The organism is Undibacterium pigrum (assembly GCF_003201815.1).
Lineage (GTDB): Bacteria > Pseudomonadota > Gammaproteobacteria > Burkholderiales > Burkholderiaceae_D > Undibacterium > Undibacterium pigrum.
This window is the reverse complement of the sequence record NZ_QJKB01000003.1, coordinates 354,855-373,286: the sequence shown is the minus strand read 5'-3', so window position 1 is coordinate 373,286 and position 18,432 is coordinate 354,855. Positions and strand designations below refer to the sequence as shown.

At 50.9% G+C, this 18,432-nt stretch carries 16 protein-coding genes; 9 read left to right on the top strand and 7 right to left on the bottom strand.

Going from position 1 to position 18,432, the window contains the following annotated elements:
• Window positions 1-14: 14 nt before the first annotated feature.
• The 6 genes from DFR42_RS12565 to DFR42_RS12535 all read right to left on the bottom strand — a co-directional run bounded on the left by DFR42_RS12565 (window position 15) and on the right by DFR42_RS12535 (window position 4,692).
• Window positions 15-1,031 carry a sulfate ABC transporter substrate-binding protein gene (locus DFR42_RS12565; protein ID WP_110255312.1) on the bottom strand — a complete coding sequence of 339 codons (1,017 nt, stop codon included), beginning with the start codon at window positions 1,029-1,031 and terminating at the stop codon, window positions 15-17.
• Between the two features lie 69 nt (window positions 1,032-1,100).
• Complete coding sequence (locus tag DFR42_RS12560) at window positions 1,101-1,514, bottom strand: ExbD/TolR family protein (RefSeq protein ID WP_110255311.1); 414 nt, start codon at window positions 1,512-1,514, stop codon at window positions 1,101-1,103.
• Entirely contained in the window at window positions 1,514-2,245 is a 732-nt protein-coding gene (locus DFR42_RS12555) for a MotA/TolQ/ExbB proton channel family protein (RefSeq protein ID WP_110255310.1), read from the bottom strand. The genes DFR42_RS12560 and DFR42_RS12555 overlap by 1 nt, the downstream gene beginning before the upstream one ends.
• Window positions 2,246-2,257: 12 nt before the next feature.
• On the bottom strand, window positions 2,258-3,067 hold the full coding sequence (locus DFR42_RS12550) for an energy transducer TonB (protein WP_110255309.1): 810 nt from the start codon (window positions 3,065-3,067) through the stop codon (window positions 2,258-2,260).
• 314 nt (window positions 3,068-3,381) lie between these two features.
• Window positions 3,382-4,134 carry a cytochrome b/b6 domain-containing protein gene (locus DFR42_RS12540; RefSeq protein WP_245936943.1) on the bottom strand — a complete coding sequence of 251 codons (753 nt, stop codon included), beginning with the start codon at window positions 4,132-4,134 and terminating at the stop codon, window positions 3,382-3,384.
• Window positions 4,135-4,164: 30 nt separating this feature from the next.
• A complete protein-coding gene (locus tag DFR42_RS12535) occupies window positions 4,165-4,692 on the bottom strand; it encodes a rhodanese-like domain-containing protein (protein ID WP_110255307.1) in 528 nt (175 codons plus the stop codon).
• A 430-nt stretch (window positions 4,693-5,122) separates the two neighbouring features.
• Between DFR42_RS12535 and DFR42_RS12530 the strand changes: the two genes are divergently transcribed.
• From DFR42_RS12530 to DFR42_RS12490, 9 genes are all read left to right on the top strand, one after another.
• Window positions 5,123-7,972 carry a TonB-dependent receptor gene (locus tag DFR42_RS12530; RefSeq protein ID WP_110255553.1) on the top strand — a complete coding sequence of 950 codons (2,850 nt, stop codon included), beginning with the start codon at window positions 5,123-5,125 and terminating at the stop codon, window positions 7,970-7,972.
• A 354-nt stretch (window positions 7,973-8,326) separates the two neighbouring features.
• On the top strand, window positions 8,327-10,783 hold the full coding sequence (locus DFR42_RS12525; protein WP_211324293.1) for a DUF1549 and DUF1553 domain-containing protein: 2,457 nt from the start codon (window positions 8,327-8,329) through the stop codon (window positions 10,781-10,783).
• A 64-nt stretch (window positions 10,784-10,847) separates the two neighbouring features.
• Window positions 10,848-12,299: a DUF1501 domain-containing protein gene (locus tag DFR42_RS12520; RefSeq protein WP_110255306.1), complete on the top strand. Its 1,452-nt coding sequence runs from the start codon at window positions 10,848-10,850 to the stop codon at window positions 12,297-12,299.
• 23 nt (window positions 12,300-12,322) lie between these two features.
• Complete coding sequence (locus DFR42_RS12515) at window positions 12,323-12,715, top strand: cytochrome c (protein ID WP_110255305.1); 393 nt, start codon at window positions 12,323-12,325, stop codon at window positions 12,713-12,715.
• A 30-nt stretch (window positions 12,716-12,745) separates the two neighbouring features.
• On the top strand, window positions 12,746-13,345 hold the full coding sequence (locus DFR42_RS12510; protein WP_211324292.1) for a peroxiredoxin: 600 nt from the start codon (window positions 12,746-12,748) through the stop codon (window positions 13,343-13,345).
• A gap of 65 nt (window positions 13,346-13,410) precedes the next feature.
• Window positions 13,411-13,752 carry a hypothetical protein gene (locus tag DFR42_RS12505; protein WP_146218836.1) on the top strand — a complete coding sequence of 114 codons (342 nt, stop codon included), beginning with the start codon at window positions 13,411-13,413 and terminating at the stop codon, window positions 13,750-13,752.
• A 41-nt stretch (window positions 13,753-13,793) separates the two neighbouring features.
• The gene (locus DFR42_RS12500) at window positions 13,794-14,684 is read left to right on the top strand and encodes a dienelactone hydrolase family protein (RefSeq protein WP_110255303.1); all 891 of its coding nucleotides are present in this window, start codon (window positions 13,794-13,796) and stop codon (window positions 14,682-14,684) included.
• A 44-nt stretch (window positions 14,685-14,728) separates the two neighbouring features.
• Window positions 14,729-15,208 carry a c-type cytochrome gene (locus DFR42_RS12495; protein WP_170133499.1) on the top strand — a complete coding sequence of 160 codons (480 nt, stop codon included), beginning with the start codon at window positions 14,729-14,731 and terminating at the stop codon, window positions 15,206-15,208.
• 314 nt (window positions 15,209-15,522) lie between these two features.
• A complete protein-coding gene (locus DFR42_RS12490) occupies window positions 15,523-16,704 on the top strand; it encodes a sigma-54 interaction domain-containing protein (RefSeq protein ID WP_211324291.1) in 1,182 nt (393 codons plus the stop codon).
• Between the two features lie 53 nt (window positions 16,705-16,757).
• Here DFR42_RS12490 and DFR42_RS12485 read toward each other — a convergent pair whose 3' ends face one another.
• Window positions 16,758-18,347 (bottom strand): oleate hydratase, encoded by a 1,590-nt coding sequence (locus DFR42_RS12485; protein ID WP_110255302.1) that lies wholly within the window; start codon window positions 18,345-18,347, stop codon window positions 16,758-16,760.
• Between the last annotated feature and the right edge of the window lie 85 nt (window positions 18,348-18,432).

The following is an 18,432-nucleotide window of genomic DNA, read 5'->3' as shown; positions in this document are numbered from 1 at the left end:
TTTGTCTGCTGGTTTTAGTTTTGACTGACTTTTGCTGGCTGGTAGATCTGGTCAAATACGCCACCGTCTGCAAAATGGGTTTTCTGGGTCTTGGTCCAGCCGCCAAAAGTGTCATCTATGCCAAACAGTTTGACCTTGGCAAAGGTGTTCGCATATTTTTTCAGGGCTTTCTCTGTCGTTGGACGGTAGTAGTTCTTGCCTATGATGTCCTGGGCTTCATCGGTGTACAGGTAGTTCAGGTAAGCTTCGGCGACCTTGCGTGTGCCATGCTTGTCTACCACCTTGTCAACGATGGCTACCGGTGGTTCTGCCAGCACGCTGATGGAAGGAGTGATGATCTCGAACTTGTCTGCGCCAAATTCCTTCAAGGCCAGATGCGCTTCGTTTTCCCAGGACAGCAAGACATCGCCTATGCCACGTTCAGCAAAAGTGACTGTTGATCCACGTGCGCCAGAATCGAGCACAGGCACATTCTTGTAGACTCTTTGCACATAGTCTTTAGCCAGGGCTTCATTACCACCTGGTTGTTTCAGTGCATAACCCCAGGCTGCCAGGTAAGCCCAGCGTGCACCGCCCGAGGTTTTAGGGTTTGCCGTGATGACGGACACACCGGGTTTGGCTACATCTGCCCAATCCTTGATGCCTTTTGGATTACCCTTGCGTACCAGGAAGACGATGGTGGAAGTGTAAGGAGAGGCATTATGCGGCAAACGTTTTTGCCAGCCCTTATCCAGCAAACCGGCTTCTGCAATGGCATCAGTATCATAGGCCAGGGCCAGGGTTACCACGTCTGCATCCAGGCCATCGATCACGGTCCTGGCCTGTTTGCCTGAACCGCCATGCGATTGCTTGAAGTTCAGGTTGTCACCACTCTTGGCTTTCCACTGTTTGGCGAAAGCCTGGTTGATATCCTGATACAACTCACGGGTAGGATCATATGAGACATTGAGTATATTGATATCTGCCGCAATGGCCGCCTGTGTCAGCGTACCCAATATCAGGCCAGAGATCGCCAGTTTTTTTAACAACATGGTAGTCCTTTCAATAGTAGCTATAAAGATGAATGAGATAGATGAGTGAGAGAAATACGCCAGAGAGTGTCAACCACCGGTAGGGGCAGTAAGTACCGAGAGTTTGCTGACGCCTGATTTTTGTATCGTCGCCATGACCTTGGCGACAGAGCGGTAAGGCACACCTTCATCGGCCTGCAGGCTGAGCGCCAGGTCAGGACTGGCACTGACCTGGGATTTGAGTTCAGCTTCCAGCGCCTCCTGGGCGATTTCGCGCTTGTCAATAAATACCTTGTTGGCTGCATCTATACTGACAGTGACTGATTTGGTCGTGTTAGGCGTCGATGTTGCCGCTGTTTTCGGCAGGTTGATACGCACTGCGTTATTGAGCAGGGGGGCAGTGATGATGAAGGTCACCAGCAAGACCAGCATGACATCTACCAGCGGCGTGATATTGATTTCGCTGACCACATCACCGCGGTCATTTCCAGTTGAGAATGCCATTATGCGAGCACTCCTGTGACAGGGATATCATGACCAGGCGCAGCTTTGCTGGCCTCGGCAGTTTTAGTGACAGGCTTGCTGACGCGGAAGGCATTCTTTTGCGCCAGGTTGACAAAGTCAGTGGCATAGTTATCCAGCTCGGCAGCCGTGACCTTCAAGCGACGGATATAAAAGTTATAGGCCAGTACTGCTGGTACGGCAACGGCAATACCTACGCCAGTTGCGACCAGTGCTTCGCCTATAGGGCCAGCGACGACATCGATACTGGCCGAGGCATTTTTACCTATGGCACTTAGGGCATGGATAATGCCGAATACCGTACCAAACAAACCAACGAAGGGTGCGGTGCTGCCTATCGATGCCAGTACAGCCAGACCGCTTTCCAGCGACTGGTATTCTTTCTGGATTTGCTGGCGCAAGTGACGCTCCAGCAATTCTTGTCTGTCCCAGCTATGTTCGAGGTCGTGGCCTTCGCCATTTTTTTCATTGACGTACAGGGCACCAAATCCTACTTTTGCCAGACGCGACTTGGGGCTGGCATCACTGGCAATGGCCGTCGCTGCATCCAGGCTGGTGGCACTCCAGAATTTCTTGGCAAACAGTTTGTCCTGCTTGGATAAACGCCAGTGTTGTACCGCCTTGGCGAAGATCAGTATCCAGGTGACGACAGAAAACACCAGCAAGGCATACAGCGAGGCTTGGACGATAAGGTTCAGGTAGTAATCATTCATGATGTGATCTCTTTACAGTTTAAAAATAAGGGGAACATGGACCCAGCCATCGATAGCCGTCTGCCCGCGTTTGGCAGGCTGGAAAACCCAGGAAGTCACGGCCTTGATAGCCGCTTCATCAAGGATGGGATGGCTGCTGGATTTGGCGATCTGGATATTGGCTGGATGACCGCTGGCCAGCACATGGACTTTCAGCGTGACCTGGCCTTCCAGCCCGCGCCTTTGTGCAGCGGGGGGATAATTGGGCGCAGGGTTTTGCAAGTAACCTGCATAGCCCTTGGGCTCGGTCACTGGCTCTGGTGGTGCTGGTGGCGCCAGTGTCGCTACGGCCGGGGCCGGTGGTGCGGGCGGTGCTGCCACGGCAACAGCTACTGTATTGGCACTGGGCACAGTGTCAACCGGCGCAGTATTGACGACGGGCAGATTGTCTGGTGTGGCTGCTCTGGTTGGCGCAGCGACAGGCTTGATCTGTGGTTGCAATTTGGGTTTAATTTCAGGTGGAGGAGGCGGTGGTAACTCCTTCACGGGCGGTGGCGCAATTTCTATGCTGAGCGGCACGACCCTGGCTTTTTCCACAGGGCTGACGTTGATGGGTTGATGCAGATCATATACCAGTGCGACATGCACACCGGCTACTGCCACTATCAAGGTATTCAGACTCCAGTTAAGCTTGCCATGTTTTTCTTGCGCAGGTAAAACTGTGGCCACTTTTACTGGTGGCAATTCCTGCGCCGCTTTCGCTTTGGGTACTACGCGGTTCGATCTTCTTACTGCAGCTTTGCGCAAGAAAAAGTCACTGCTTTCAAATGTCATGGTGCTCATGTTTTTCCCTTTCTATGTATGAAAATTTTCTTGTGATATTCAAAATTTATTGATGAAGGTCGCAGGAAAATTTGCTACTGGACTTGTATGGACTATTGCAGGAAGCGTGCCAATCAAATTGCGGGAAAACAGCAAGTATTTGCCATTTTCATGTCTGGATTTCAGCTATATGTTTCTGCTCACCTGCTGCAATTTCAACAGCCTGATGAAGTTGATACATGCTGAAATATCCCTGCTATGCAAATGCATTTTTCAAATAAAAAAACTGCCTTCAAGGCAGCTTTTTTGTGAGATCGAAATATGAGGATGAATGCCTACCAGGCTGGTTTTTCCTGCACTACTTCGGGTACTTTGGTTTGAGGAAAATAAGCGCCGCTGGCAAAGTAAATCGTGGCTGCAGCAAAAGCCAGGGACAATATCAGCGCCAGCCAGCGAGGTTTGCTGGCGACAGGCCTGACATCGTCATCAACTTCTTTCCAGCCTGTGAGCATGGGTGTGACAAGGTTTTGTTTTTTAATTTTCAGGTACCAGAAAATGGCGAATATGTGCAGGGCAATCAATGCCAGCAAGGCATAAATACTCAGCTTGTGGAATGAGGTCAGCACAGCAGCAGTTTTTTCCGGGACGAGATTAAACAGCGGGCCGGTGAAATCAATATCATTATTGCTGAACAGGCCACTGCCTGCCTGCGCAGCAGCAGCCAGCAGCAATGCCAGGACTGAAATAGCCCCCAGGGGATTATGGCCAGGTGCTGACCACTTCCCTCGCAAGAACAGGCTTATCTTTGATGGTGATGGAAAAAAACTGTTGAAACGCGCATAGGTGCTGCCAACAAATCCCCAGGCCAGCCGGAAGCTTAGCAGGCCCAGGATAGCCAGACCCGCCTTGCCATGTAATGCCATCCAGTTGCCACCGATAAAACCTGTGACAGTTGCAATCGTGATGGCGATTGTCAGCAACCAGTGAAACAGGCGCAGGGGTAGATCCCACAATAAAATACGTTTTTGATGGCTGACTACTGTATTGATCGCAGGTTCACTGGCGTTGGACATAATGGATGAAGTCATGCTGGATACACTCTATTCTTGCGATATCAATTACCAGTCTTTTTTTACTACTGTAGCGGCGGTAGTTACTGCTGGTGTCGTTGTTGGCGTGGCAGCTGCATTGCGTGGTGGTGGCGCAGCTATTTTAGTGATGGTGCCGCCTTGTGCTTCATAATCTTCAGAGCCGGTTGCTCCTGCGACGGTGAAGCCTTTGGCTGCGAGCAAATCGCCAGCTGCGCCAGCACGTACAGCATGATTCGACACTGTCAATATGACGCGGTCTTTTGGTATATAAGCCAGGCTTTTTTCCAGTTCCTTGTTCTGGATATTCAGGTACACAGGAAAGCTACCCTTGGCCGTCAGTTCATCCGGACGGCGTACGTCTATGACCACCAGTTTTTCAGGCTTGGCCAGCAAGGCATCGACTTCATTGCGCTCCAGGCGTTTGGTTTTGTATTTCCATGCCTGCTCGGCAGCAGCACCGTTAGCGCCAGCAGCAGGTGTTGCTGCTTGTTGAGCCATGGCGCTGGCAGCGGCGACTGTGAGGAAGAGGGCGATAAAATTTTTACGTTTGATCATATTGGGCTTTCAATGGTTGAGACACAGGATTTTTGAGATGCTTGGTCCTGGGCATGAGTGCAACTACCGTGCCAAGCCCTTGAAAGATTTACATACTCTTGTAGCGCAATACCGAAGCCAGATCTTGAGTTGCATAGCCAACACCGGCTGATGAGTAAGCAGCAGCCGCATGTTTTGATGCTGTCCATGTATCAGCAGCATCTGGAATATGCATATGTCATGGCATGGCTGATATGCAGCAAAAACTTTGCTGTGTCCGCAGCAGACCATGTCTGATGTTATTCAAAATGACTGGTATTCAACATACCTGAAATGGATAAGGAATTTTTTATCTCATTTCTCTTTGATCTTCCCTGATCAGTATGAATGGCACGCTCTTTGCGATAGCAGCAGGAAACACTTCCTTCAAATGCTACTGGAGCAAAAACGCATGAGTCACCATCATCAAACTGTACGAACGCCATCTCTCTTTTCTCTCCGTCGCGGCCTGGTTCCTTTTCGCCGCTCACCTATTGCCAGTGTCCTGGCGGGTGCCGCCTTGCTGGCATCCGGCAGCCTGCATGCGGCAGATGGCCCCAGTGTCGCCGAACTGCAAGCTGAAATAACCCGTCTCAAGGAAATCATCGCGAAGCAGGCTATCAGCAATGCGCCAACGACACCAGCAGCACCAACAACACCCGTCGCCGCAGGGCAAGCTGGTTCAAGCGCCAATCCCACAGCCGCCCAGGCAGGTAAGACTGCCGCACCAGAAGAAGTCGATACCCTGGGTGCCGTGACCATACGCAGCCGTAACCGCATAGAACGCCTGCAGGATGTGCCGCTCTCGGTTTCTGTCGTCACAGGCAAAGAGCTGGACAGATTGCAGGCTACCGACATAGGTGCGATCGCCCAGCGCGTCTCCAATGTATCCTGGAACCAGGGTAATCAGCGCACCAGCAGTCTTTCGATACGTGGTATAGGCAAGCAGGGGCAGACAGAGGCACAGGACCCCAGCGTTGGTCTCATCGTTGATGGCGTCAACTATGCCTACAATGCCCTGTCATCCAGTTATGACTTTACCGATGTCGATGCAATTGAAGTCACACGTGGCCCACAAGGCACGCTGCTGGGCAAGAATACCAGTGTGGGCGTTATCAATGTAACGACGCGTCGCCCATCATTTACACCTGACGCCAGTTATTCCCTGAGCTTCGGACAAAACGATACTGTGCAAGGCAGGTTTTCAGCAGGCGGCCCCATTATTGATGATTTGCTGGCCTGGCGCGGTACTTTGAGTGTCAGCAAAGGCGCAGGCGATATCACCAACCTCTATAACAAAAATATTACTTACACCAATAAAGACCGGGTTTCTGGCCGCGTACAGTTTTTGCTGACACCGACCAAAGACTTCAGCGCCCGCTTTGCCTTTGATGCCCAGCCACGCGGTGGCGAAACCACCAATGGCCGTACCATCAATACGGCAACACCGACGACCTATGCCAACGGCAGCGCCAATACCCTGAGTACAGATGCCAGCGTCCGTCTTGGGCGTCGCTGGTTTACCCAGCAATCGAATTACACCTATCTCAGGGATTACCTGAATGGTGGTGGTCAGAATGCCGTCAACAATGATTACCAGCGCCCCTTGGTGACAGGTAGTAATGGGGCATCTGCTGAATTGAACTGGAACCTGGGTACGCATACCCTGACTTCAATTACGGCCTACAAAGACTATCACTTCAATGCCGTCAATGACGAGGGTACGCCATTTGATATCTACCGCAACTCTGGCGGCTTCTGGAATGATTACCGCCAGTCCAGCCAGGAACTGCGCCTGACTTCTCAGCCCGGTGGCAAAGTCGATTACCAGACTGGTCTGTTCTTTCTGGACGTGACCAATAGTGCAGACTACCGCCGTCAATGGGCGAACGATGCCGGTGCCTGGTTTGCCAATGCCAGCCAGTACAGCACACTGGACAAGGATGGCGCCGGTCGCTATCTGCTGCAAAACTCGCTGGATGGTTTGAACATGTCCTTTAACAGCCCGGCCGGTTTGCAAAAAATCAGGAACAAGAGTGCTGCCGCCTTTGCCCAGGCCGACTGGCATCTCAGCGATGACTTTACGCTGACCACAGGCTTACGCTATACCTATGAAAACCGCAAGAATACTGCCAGCACTTTATTGAAGGAATATGGTAATGCGCCTGAGCTGAACCCTGTTGCCATCAATGGCGTGCAACTGGGTGGTTTCTCATCGAATGGTACAGGCTTGCTGAATGCCGGTAATACCGACAGCCAGCTGGCCCTGGCTGACCTGACAGCCAGCAAGTATTTTGGCACGACCATCACAGGTGCCGCTGGTTCTGCTTATAACATCCTGACAGCAGCGCAAAAAGCCCAGGTAGCTGCAGCAAAGGCCTTGCGCCAGTCACAGATAGGGGTGCTGTTCAATCCTGTACAGGCGGAAGCCTTCAAAGGTGGCTTGCCAGCGCTGGTTATCAGCCCATCATACAAAATCAATGACAATGTCACTGGCTATGCCTCCTGGCAGTATGGTGAGAAGGCAGGCATATCCCAGGTTACCAATGGTGTCTCCAATCTGGTCAAGGCAGAAAAAACCAGTGCTTTTGAGTTTGGCTTGAAATCTGCCTTGCTCGACAATAAGCTGATCTTGAACGCCGCCCTGTTCGTCATGGATATCAAGGATTACCAGCAAGCCGTACGCGTGCTGGATGTCTACACCACTGGCCTGAACAATGATGGCACCAACTATTACACTTCAGCCACTGGCAATGTACCCAAGGTCAGGGCGCAGGGTCTGGAAATTGATGGTGTCTATAGCGGCTTGCCCAATACCCTGGTGCGTTTCTCCGGTGCCTATAATGACGCGCGTTACAAGAGCTTTAGCAACTCTGCCCAGCCTGCAGAAAATGGCTATACCGGCGCTGCGCCATATCGTGATGTCTCTGGCCAGGCTTTGCCGGGTGCAGCAAAATACAGCTTGAATGTGGGTATAGATTACCGGATACCAGTGCTGGGTAACCGGGAATTCCATGCCAGTACAAACACCCTGTATAGCAGCAAATATAACTCGGACAATGCCTTGTCTGATTATGGCTGGATACCTTCAAAAAGTATCACCGACATAGCGATAGGCATAGGCAGCCGCAATCAGTCCTATGACCTTAGCCTCGTCGTCAAGAATGCCTTCAATGACAATACACCCTTGCTCAAGACCTGGAATAGTTTTACCCCGGCAGTACCGCGCTGGGTAGGTATCACTTTGAGCGGGAAACTGTAATCAGGCAGGATAAAACCAGACGAAACAAGCAAAAAACCAACCCAGGCTTATGCCTGGGTTTTTTATTCCTGCGTTACAAAACGATACTTTCTGTTGTGCATGAAGCAGGCCGCAATAAGGCTTGTTTTTAAATCAGCAGGGCAGTTTTCAAGTGTTTGAAAAATAAGCACTCAGAGAAAAGTCAGAGTAACAGTATTTTAATTAAAAACCTTTATTTATCAATGACTTATGTTTTGTCTTCAGGCAGTTGCTATGGTGGCGCGATAGTTGCTATTGATAGTGGAAAGTCTAGTTCACCAATTATTAACAGGGAGTATTTCATGATTAAGACCCAGCATCAGCAAGGAGCGCTTCATGTATAAGGCACTCTATAAGCCACTTGCACTCGCCATCATCCTGGCGCTGTCAGGCACTGCCATCAGCCTGAGTGCCGCAGAAGAAAATAAAGCTGTCGCAAAAACACAGGCCGCAGTCACACAGGGCTGGGCTTACCAGCCTCTGAAAAATCCTGAGCTGCCAGCTGTCAAACAAAAAAACTGGGTGCATACGCCAGTTGATAATTTCATCCTGGCACAGCTTGAGGCGAAGAACATCAAACCCTCGCCAGATACTGACAGGGCCAGCTTCATACGCCGCGCCACGCTGGATACCTGGGGCGTGATCCCTACGCCTGAAGAGGTGCAGGCTTTCGTCACCGACAAATCTCCCAAGGCCTATGAAAAGCTGGTAGACAGGCTGCTGGCTTCAACCCGCTATGGTGAGCGCTGGGGCCGTCGCTGGCTGGACCTGACCCGCTATGCTGATAGCGATGGATTCAATGCCGATGGAACACGCCCGAATGTATGGCGTTATCGCGACTACGTCATCAAGGCCTTTAATGAAGACAAGCCCTACAATCGTTTCGTGCAGGAACAACTGGCTGGTGATGAACTCTTTCCTGGCAATCAGGAGGCTTTGATCGCCACCGGCTTCTTGCGTAACTACCCTGACGAAGTCAATGCCCGCGACCTCAATCTCAAGCAGGTCGAAATTGCGACTGACCTGACGGATACAGTCGGCTCGGTCTTCCTCGCCACCACAGTAGGTTGCGCTGCCTGCCACAATCACAAGTTCGACAAGATTTCGCAAAAAGAGTATTACCAGTTGCAATCCTTCTTTGTGAATGCCAGCGCCAGCGATGACATACTCGCCGCAACCGGCAAGCAAAAAGAAGAATATGAACTCAAGCAGGCAAAATGGGAAGCTGCCACCAAGGACATCCGTGACAAACAGGAAGTCTTGATACGCCCCATCATCGACAAGGCAGAGGCTGACCGTTTGCTGGGCTTCGTACCCGCTACACGCGAATCCATCACCAAGCCGGAGAATGAACGCACTGCCTATGATCGCTGGATTTACCACCGTAATCTGTGGACCATGCAGGGCCGTACCCGCAATGCCGTCAACCAGTTAAAAACCAAGGACAAGGAAGGCTACGAAAAATACCAGAAGCTGGAAGCTGAGCTGAAGAAGTTTGACAATATCAAACCCAAGCATCCTGGCTATATCTCGGCCATGACAGAACTTGGTCACGCAGAAGCACCGCCTACCTATGTACTGGCGAATGGTATATATGACAGACATCTGGAAGAAGTGCAGCCTGGCTTCCTGTCTTTGCTGACCAGTGAAAAACCCAATATCGTACCGACCACGACTTCATCTGGCCGCCGCACTGCGCTGGCTAACTGGCTCACCAGCGCGAGTAATCCTCTACCGGCTCGTGTCTTCGTCAATCGCGTCTGGGCACAATATTTTGGTCGTGGCATTGTTGAGTCTGTCAGTGATTTTGGCAAGATGGGCACCAAGCCCAGCCATCCAGAATTGCTGGATTACCTGGCCAGCAATTTCATCAAGGAAGGCTGGAGCGTCAAGAAACTGAATCGTCAGATCTTGCTGTCGAATGTCTATCGCCAGTCATCTGCCGAACGTGAAGATACCAAAGTAGCTGACCCGACCAACAAGTTGCTGGCATCTTTCCCAAGGCAGCGCCTGGATGCAGAACAGATACGTGATTCATTGTTGCTGGCTTCCGGCTTGCTGGAAGAAAAGCTCGGTGGCCCATCGGTATTGCCACCAGTGCCGAGCAACTTCAATGCAGGTAATGCCTGGGTCACATCGACCGACCCGCATGATTATCATCGCCGCAGTGTCTATGTTTTCACCCGCAGGAATATTCCTTACCCGCTGCTGGAAACCTTTGATATGGCGAACCCGCAACTGGTACATAGCAAACGCGATGTGACGACAACTGCACCGCAGGCACTTGCGTTGATCAATAGTGACCTGGTGTTCCAGTGGTCACAGGCACTGGCAGGCAGGGTATTGCGTGAGGCAGGCAATAATGAGTCAGCACAGATAGACCGTTTGTATCAGATACTGTATGCCCGTCTGCCAGATAAAACCGAGAAAGCAACTTTGCTGGGCTTCCTGGACAACCAAGAAAAAATCACCAAAAAGCAGATTGCTGAGGGCAAGAAAGTTGGTGTACCTGAAGGCTTTGGTGAATCACCTGAACTCAGGAATAACATCGACAAGCTATATAAAACTGCCTATGGCCGCTCTGCCGATCGCTTCGAGAAAATCGCTTTCCTGGAGTTTTTGGAAAAGCAAAAACAGGCTAAACCGAAATCAGCCCAGGACGATGATGCTGATGCCGGAAATACGTCAACTGCCAAGGACGACAGCCAGAAGCTCAACAAGGCCAGGGCTGCTGCCTTCCTCAGCCTGGTACATGCTGCGGCCAATTCCAATGAATTCAGTTACCGCTTCTGATGCCAGGTCATCAGCTTAACAATACGAAGATACGAAAATTAATCAGAATGAAAAGGGAAATATCATGACCAATAAATCACGCCGCGATTTTTTGTCACATGCTGGACTGGGTCTTGGGGGCCTGGGTTTAAGTGGCTTAACTGCTGGTGGCTTACTGGGCGGAGGCTTGCTGTCGAGTGCACAGGCAGCAACGTTTGATGATCCGCTGGCCTTGAAAGTCGCCCATCATGCAGCAAAAGCCAAGTCTGTCATCTGGCTGCACATGGCCGGTGCGCCAAGCACGCTGGACTTGTTTGACTACAAACCTGACCTCATCAAACTGGCGGGCCAGCCCATGCCGGATTCGTTCTCTAAAAATCTCAAGACCGCGACTGATGGTGGTGTCGGTGCCCTGTATGCGACCAAGCGTACCTGGAAGCAGCATGGCGAAAGCGGTGCCTGGTTTTCTGACCTGGTGCCAAACATCGCCAAGCAGGCGGATGATATCTGCTTCATCAAAGGCAGTAAGACTGAAGGCAGTACTCACGTCATCTCTTCACTGAAATTGCATACCAGCGCCCTGACACCTGGCCGCCCGGCATTGGGGGCCTGGATCACCTATGGCCTGGGTAGTGCCAACCCTGACTTGCCTAGCTTCGTGGTCTTGCCTACTGGCTATGACAATAGCGGTGGTGGTCGTGGCCAGACGATCTGGAGTTCTGGTTTCTTGCCAGCGACCTACCAGGGTACGGCTTTCCGTCAGGGTGATTCACCCATCCTTCATCTGGACAGGCCATCTGTGGTGTCATCTGCCGAGCAAAAAAATACCCTGGACCTGATACGCAAGCTCAATACCCAGCATGCCTCACGCTACCCATCTGACAGTGAACTGGAGGCACGTAACCGTTCCTATGATCTGGCTTACCGCATGGAGTCATCTGCGCCTGAAGCAGTTGATCTGAACAAGGAGAGCAAAGAGACCAAGGCGGCCTATGGCCTCGATGATGACGCGACAAAAGACTATGGCACCAATCTCTTGCGCGCGCGTCGCCTGGTTGAGCGTGGTGTGCGTTTTATCCATGTGATTTCAGGCTCCAATGATAAAACCTATGGCAGCTGGGATGCCCACAACAATATTGAAAAAAACCACGCTGTCATGGCCAAGTCTGTCGACAAGCCAATCGGTGCCTTGCTGGCTGATTTGAAGGCCCGTGGCTTGCTTGATAGCACCCTGGTGGTATGGACATCTGAATTTGGCCGCACACCTTATGGCCAGACTGGAGATGGCCGCGATCATAACCCCTGGGGTTATACCACATGGATAGCAGGTGGCGGTTCCAAGGGCGGCTATACCCATGGTTCTACCGATGCCATAGGCCTGCGTGCTGAAACCGGCCTGGTCGACACCTATGATTTGCAGGCAACGGTATTGCACCTGCTGGGCTTGAATTACCGCAACCTCACTTATACCCACCAGGGGCGTTCAGAACGCGCCACGACCGTGTTTGGCGAGGTCGTCAAGGAACTTATCGCCTGATCTGGAAGTAACAGGATGCAGCAATGAAAAAGAAATTGATAAAGAGCACGGTACTGCTGCTGAGCTTGCTTGTAGGTGTGGCAAGTGTGGCAGTAGCGGTCACGGAAGTTGATATGGACTTGATGCAAAGAATAGAAGAATCCACAAAAAACGTGGATTCGAATATCTCTTTAAAAGATGGCAAGGCAGCACTGGCAGACGCTCGTGAAATAGAAGAAATGTTTAGTAAAGTCGAGCTGTATTACAAACACAAAGGCGATGCCGCTGACGCTATTGAGTACGCCAGGAAGAGCAAGAATTTCGCCACTGAACTGATAAGGCAAGTCAGCGAAAAAGATTTTGACAGTGCCTCTGCCACGGTCAGTTCTTTGGCCAAGTCTTGCAAGACCTGTCACCAGGTTTACAAGAAAAGTTGAGTAATGGGTTTATTTGCAGATAGAGATAATATGAAAAAGAGCATCATCAACATCAGCCTGCTGACCGCATTGGCAGCAATGACTTCAGTCGCTGCTGCCGCTTTGAAGGAAGGCGATACTGCGCCTGATTTCAAGGTACAGGCCTCGCTGGCGGGCAAGAGTTTTGCGTATTCACTAAAAGATGCGTTGAAGAAGGGACCGGTGGTCGTGTATTTTTATCCGTCGGCTTTTACTGGCGGCTGCAATATACAGGCGCATGGCTTTGCCGTACATCATGAAAAATTCCAGGAAGCCGGTGCCAGTGTCGTCGGCGTTTCCCTGGACAGTATCAGCCGCCTCAATGATTTCTCTGCCGACCCTGACTATTGTGCTGGCAAGTTCCCGGTTGCCTCTGATGCTGACGGCAAGATTGCCAAAAGCTACGATCTTGCCGTAGCAGGGACGCCAGCAGGGCGCAAGGACACGCGTGGTAATGAGATAGATCATGGGCGTGCAGAACGCAGCACTTTTATCGTTACGGCGAATGGCAAGGTCTATGCAGCGATAGGTGGCCTGACACCAGAACAGAATGTGGCCAGGGCGCTGGAGACAGTGCAGAAACTTGCTGGTAGCAAAGCTGCCAGGTCATGAAGTCAGGCACTGTTGTAAGGAAATATGCATTGCTGTTGGCTTTGATGGCTTTGTTGGCATTAGCAGTGGGTACATCATCCGCGGCCAGCATGCTTGATTTTGATATCTGGATGCGCAAGATAGATAAAAAGATAGTGGACGTGCAAAAACGCATAGCGCAAAAAGATGATGAGGCAGCCATACAAAGTGCCGAGGAAATCGAGGATCTGTATTTGAAGATGGAAAACTATTTCATTCAGATCAAGCATCCCGAAGAAGCTGTACAGATGTCCCGGGAGGGTAAGGAGGCTGCTGCCATCATTAGTGCATCTGTACGAAATCAGGACTATGATAAAGGGGTCCTGGCGGCTGTCAGTATCGCCAGGGCCTGTAGTGCATGTCACGACAATTATCGTCCCTTTAAATAAATTAAATAAATTAAATAAATTCAAGAAACAGGAGAACCAGCATGACACGTCAGACAGCAGATGATTTCAAGCCAGAAGTATTGCAACTCTTTGACCAGTATGTTCATGGTCAGATCAACAGGCGTGGCTTCTTGCATTCCGCCAGTAAATTTGCTGTTGGTGCAGTGACGGCAGAGGTCTTGCTGCAACAGCTAAGCCCCAATTTCGCGCAGGCACAACAGGTGCCAAAAACTGATGTACGCATACAGGCGCGCTATGTTGAGTATCCATCACCACAAGGGTATGGCACTTTGCGTGGCTATCTGGTCACACCAGCAGAAATAAAAGGCAAATTGCCTACCGTGCTGGTCGTACATGAAAACCGTGGCCTGAACCCGCATATAGAAGATATCGCCCGTCGCCTGGCTCTCGATGGTTTTATCGCCTTTGCGCCAGATGCGCTGGCGCCACTGGGTGGTTATCCCGGCGATGAAGAAAAAGCCCGCGAACTTTTCCCCAAACTTGACCAGACCAAGACCCGCGCTGACTTCCTGGAAGCCGCAGCGATATTGAAAAAACTGCCGGAAGGTAATGGCAAGGTCGGTGTCGTTGGCTTCTGTTATGGCGGTGGCATTTCCAACTTTCTCGCAACCAGAGTCCCAGACCTGGCGGGTGCGGTGCCTTTCTATGGCGGTCAGCCTACAGAAGAAGATGCAGCAAAAATCAAGGCACCGCTACTGATTCATTATGCCGGAGTTGATGAGCGCATCAATGCTGGCTGGCCCAAGTATGAGGCAGCTCTGAACAAGGCGGGTGTCAAATACCAGGCCTTTGTCTATGCCGGTGCCCAGCATGGTTTTAATAATGATACGACGCCACGTTACGATGCAGCCGCTGCCACACTGGCATGGCAGCGCACTGTAGAGTTTTTCAAAACCAATTTGCGAGCCTAAGAATTGAATCAAGGCTTTTTAACCACCATAGTCCGGGAATATCCATGAAGAAAACTACATCAAAGGTTTTACTTGGCTTAAGCGCAGCCACGGTACTGATTGCGTCAACATCCGTGTTGGCGCAACAGACACCCAAGCCAGAAACGCTGATCAAATGGCGGCAATCGGCGTATCAGGTCATAGGCTGGAATTCAGGCCGCATCAAGTCCTCGCTGGAAGGGCAATACAATAAAGAGGAAGTCATCAAGGCTGCCAATACCATCGCGGTGTTGTCAAATGCAGGCCTGGGGGCCTTGTTCCCGGCTGGTACTGAACAGGGCAAGGGCTGGCATGACACCGCAGTCAAACCTGAGTTGTTCAAGGATGGCAAACGTGTCGGTGAACTGGCAGCGAACTTCAGCAAGGAAGCGAATGAGCTGGCCAAGCTTGCACTGGCAGGTGACCCTGCTGCAGTCAAAGAGCAATATGGAAAATTGACACGCACCTGCAAGGCTTGTCATGACGATTTTAAAGTATCCAATTAATTGTTGAATGAGGAGCTTGTCGCCAGTATGCAACAAGTGAAGGTGGCAAGCGAAGGGGACATTTTTTGCAGTCTGGTATGCGACGCAACAGATGCCTCCTCTCTGGTTTCCTTCCGCTGTATTCCCTACTGGTCTTGAATTTAATTTTCTAACAGAAATATTCTAAAAAAAATGGATAAGAAAGTTTGGAAAAATTCGTTCTACTTCAGGAACTCGCACGTTAGTCTGGTGTCGTCGTATGCAGATCAGGGGAGAAACTCCACCTCTGCAATGCATCCATTTTACTTTCAGCAGATTTAGCCAGAAAGCGCGTCGTGAACAAATTACTGACCTTTCCTGATAATCAAAACATGATCTTGTCCATCCGGGCCAAGGCCATGATGTTTAATGATCCTCGCTCTGCTGCACTATTGCAGCAAGTCGAACGCATAGCCCGCAGCGAGGCAACAGCATTGATCATAGGCGAAACCGGAACGGGCAAGGAACTGGTCGCACGCCATATCCATAATCATAGTGGCCGTAAAGGGCCGTTCATTGCCGTGAATTGCGGTGCCTTCAGCGAAACCCTGATCGATGCCGAATTATTTGGCCATGAAAGCGGTGCATTTACCGGTGCAACGCAGTCACGTTCAGGCTGGTTTGAGGCAGCCAATGGCGGCACTTTATTTCTTGATGAAATTGGTGACCTGTCACTCGCATTGCAAGTGAAACTGCTGCGGGTATTGCAGGAACGGCAGGTCGTCAGGCTGGGTTCACGCAAACCTATACCACTCGATGTCAGGCTGGTGGCTGCTACCAACGTGGATTTGCACAAGGCCATAGAGGCTGAGCATTTTCGCTCGGATTTATATTACCGTCTGAGTGTGGCGACCATTAACCTGCCGCCGTTGTTTGAACGCACTGGCGACATACTGCCGCTGGCGCATCATTTTATTGCCCTGTATGGCGAGAAAATGAAACTCGATAATGTGCGCCTGTCGCCAGAAGCCGAGACTGCCTTGCTGCAGTATGAATGGCCAGGCAATATACGTGAGCTGGAAAACGTCATTCATTTTTCCTTGATCGTGTGCCGCGATAAATTGATCAGGGCAGAAGACTTGAAACTGGCTGGTGTTGCCAGAAGACGTTGCACAACAGACGCAATTGCGGCGGCGACGCAGAATTTCCTGCCTGCCCCTCAGAACCACGCACTCGGTAACGCAAGTGTGGCAACAAATGTGGCTATACCGGAAACCAGCCTGAAAGACAGATTGCAAGCCCTGGTGGTAGAAAGTATAGAAACCGGCGATGCGGGTATTTTTGAATTTTTTGAACAAACCCTGATACACACGGCATTTAAATTTTGCGCACAAAATCAGGTGCAGACGGCAAAGCTGCTTGGTATCTCAAGGAATATTTTGCGTACCCATTTGAAGCATCATGGTTTGATTGGTTTTGAGATAGACCCAAGACTTCATACAGAAGAAAGCATGCCATTTGGTTTGACCGTGCAATAGAAGTCCCGGATGCTGCCAGCTATGCTGGCGCTGGCAGCAGTATCGCAAAATAGTTATTTAAAGGACTTGATAATGGCTTCCAGTTTTGTGCCCAGGGTTTTGTCATGGGCGGTCACAGGCGGTACTTCCTTGTCGACACCCAGCAACTGGTACACAGCCATCTGGGCAGCGCGGACTGAATATTCCACCGTGAAGACCACGTCATCCGGCACTTCGACAAACTGGCTGATGAAAGCAAAGTTTTTGGTACCCGGTGGTACCGGTAAAGGCCGGTCCCCAACCGAGCGCGGCATAAACATGCTGGTGATATAAGGCATTCTGCAGGGTATGCAATTGGCATTGTCAAAGACCTCTGCATCAAAGCGCAGATGACCCAGCAATTCTTGCAGGATTTCTGCACCGCTGCATTCACTCATGGGTTTGGCGACATAATCACCTATGCGTTCGGGGAATAAGGCATAGCCCCAGAAGACCTGGACACCTGCAGGCTGGTTGATAAAGTGTGGCTGATGCGCCAGCACGATGGACATCAGCCAGTTGGAGTCCTTGAAGGTGACCAGGCCACCAGTCCCGGCCTCATTGCCGCTGAATCGCTGCATGAGGTCAAAGAAACGCGGGTCTTTCAAGGTGACCGTGAACGATGCCCAGTATGACTGCGCGATGCAGCTATTGAATACTGCCGGATTGCCCATGCCCATACCTGGCCGCTCGGTAGCCAGTTGCTCCCATAAATTCCAGCCGCCACTGTCAAGCTTGTTGCGTTTTTCCGGCGCGCTAGTCATGGAGCCAAGGCTGGATGCATCGGTCATTGAACCATTTTGCAGGAACACCAGATCACCGTCAGCGATGCTGATGCTTTCTTCCACGCCGCCACGCAAGCATTGCAGGCCAGTCACCACGAATTGCCCATTGTCCAAAGCATGCGTGATTTTTTGTACCTGGCAATCGATGACGAAATGTACGCCGTTCTGTTTCAGCCAGGTTTGCAAAGGCAAGACCAGAGAATCATATTGGTTGTAGATCGTGCGTTTCACGCCTGCCAGGGTTTCTATGCGCGAGAACTCCATCATGAATCTGTGCAGGTAGCGTTTGAATTCGACTGCACTATGCCAGTGCTGGAAGGCGAAAGTGGTTGCCCACATATACCAGAATTCAGTTTCAAAGAAAGCAGGCGAGAGCCAGTCGGTAATCGTGCTATTCCCCATTTCTGCTTCATCTGCCTGGCTGAGTTTTAGCAACTCCAGACGATCCTGCATGGAAAACCCCATGGAAGAAACCGGCACTTTGGCCCGACGTTTGTCTACTAGTCTGGCCTTGGAGTTGGATTTGTGATGCTCATTGAATTCTACCGTTTCTTCAAATACCGACCTGCCAGGGTTGTGCAGGGAAGGGATGGATTTGAATAAGGCCCATGTACATTCATAATTGTCGGTAGTCAGCATGCGGCCACCGCGCAAGGAATAACCCTGTTCAGGATTACCTGCGCCATCCAGACTGCCACCCAATAATGAAGTCGCCTCCAGGATGGTGATATTGTCGCCCTTGATTTTTCCGTCGCGTATCATAAATGCGGCGGCTGCCAGTGAGCCTATGCCGCCGCCTATCAAATATGCTTTTTTATTGCTAGTCATGGATGCTTTCATATGGTGATTGTTCGATACTTTTAATTGCTGTCATACCATCTTGGCAGGCGTGCAGATACCTGGTTTGCGCTATGACAAACAAGTT

Coding starts and splice junctions, on each gene's coding strand:
- DFR42_RS12565 (WP_110255312.1), bottom strand. CDS start 1,031: ATGTTGTTAAAAAAACTGGCGATCTCTGGCCTGATATTGGGTACGCTG.
- DFR42_RS12560 (WP_110255311.1), bottom strand. CDS start 1,514: ATGGCATTCTCAACTGGAAATGACCGCGGTGATGTGGTCAGCGAAATC.
- DFR42_RS12555 (WP_110255310.1), bottom strand. CDS start 2,245: ATGAATGATTACTACCTGAACCTTATCGTCCAAGCCTCGCTGTATGCC.
- DFR42_RS12550 (WP_110255309.1), bottom strand. CDS start 3,067: ATGAGCACCATGACATTTGAAAGCAGTGACTTTTTCTTGCGCAAAGCT.
- DFR42_RS12540 (WP_245936943.1), bottom strand. CDS start 4,134: ATGACTTCATCCATTATGTCCAACGCCAGTGAACCTGCGATCAATACA.
- DFR42_RS12535 (WP_110255307.1), bottom strand. CDS start 4,692: ATGATCAAACGTAAAAATTTTATCGCCCTCTTCCTCACAGTCGCCGCT.
- DFR42_RS12530 (WP_110255553.1), top strand. CDS start 5,123: ATGAGTCACCATCATCAAACTGTACGAACGCCATCTCTCTTTTCTCTC.
- DFR42_RS12525 (WP_211324293.1), top strand. CDS start 8,327: ATGTATAAGGCACTCTATAAGCCACTTGCACTCGCCATCATCCTGGCG.
- DFR42_RS12520 (WP_110255306.1), top strand. CDS start 10,848: ATGACCAATAAATCACGCCGCGATTTTTTGTCACATGCTGGACTGGGT.
- DFR42_RS12515 (WP_110255305.1), top strand. CDS start 12,323: ATGAAAAAGAAATTGATAAAGAGCACGGTACTGCTGCTGAGCTTGCTT.
- DFR42_RS12510 (WP_211324292.1), top strand. CDS start 12,746: ATGAAAAAGAGCATCATCAACATCAGCCTGCTGACCGCATTGGCAGCA.
- DFR42_RS12500 (WP_110255303.1), top strand. CDS start 13,794: ATGACACGTCAGACAGCAGATGATTTCAAGCCAGAAGTATTGCAACTC.
- DFR42_RS12495 (WP_170133499.1), top strand. CDS start 14,729: ATGAAGAAAACTACATCAAAGGTTTTACTTGGCTTAAGCGCAGCCACG.
- DFR42_RS12485 (WP_110255302.1), bottom strand. CDS start 18,347: ATGAAAGCATCCATGACTAGCAATAAAAAAGCATATTTGATAGGCGGC.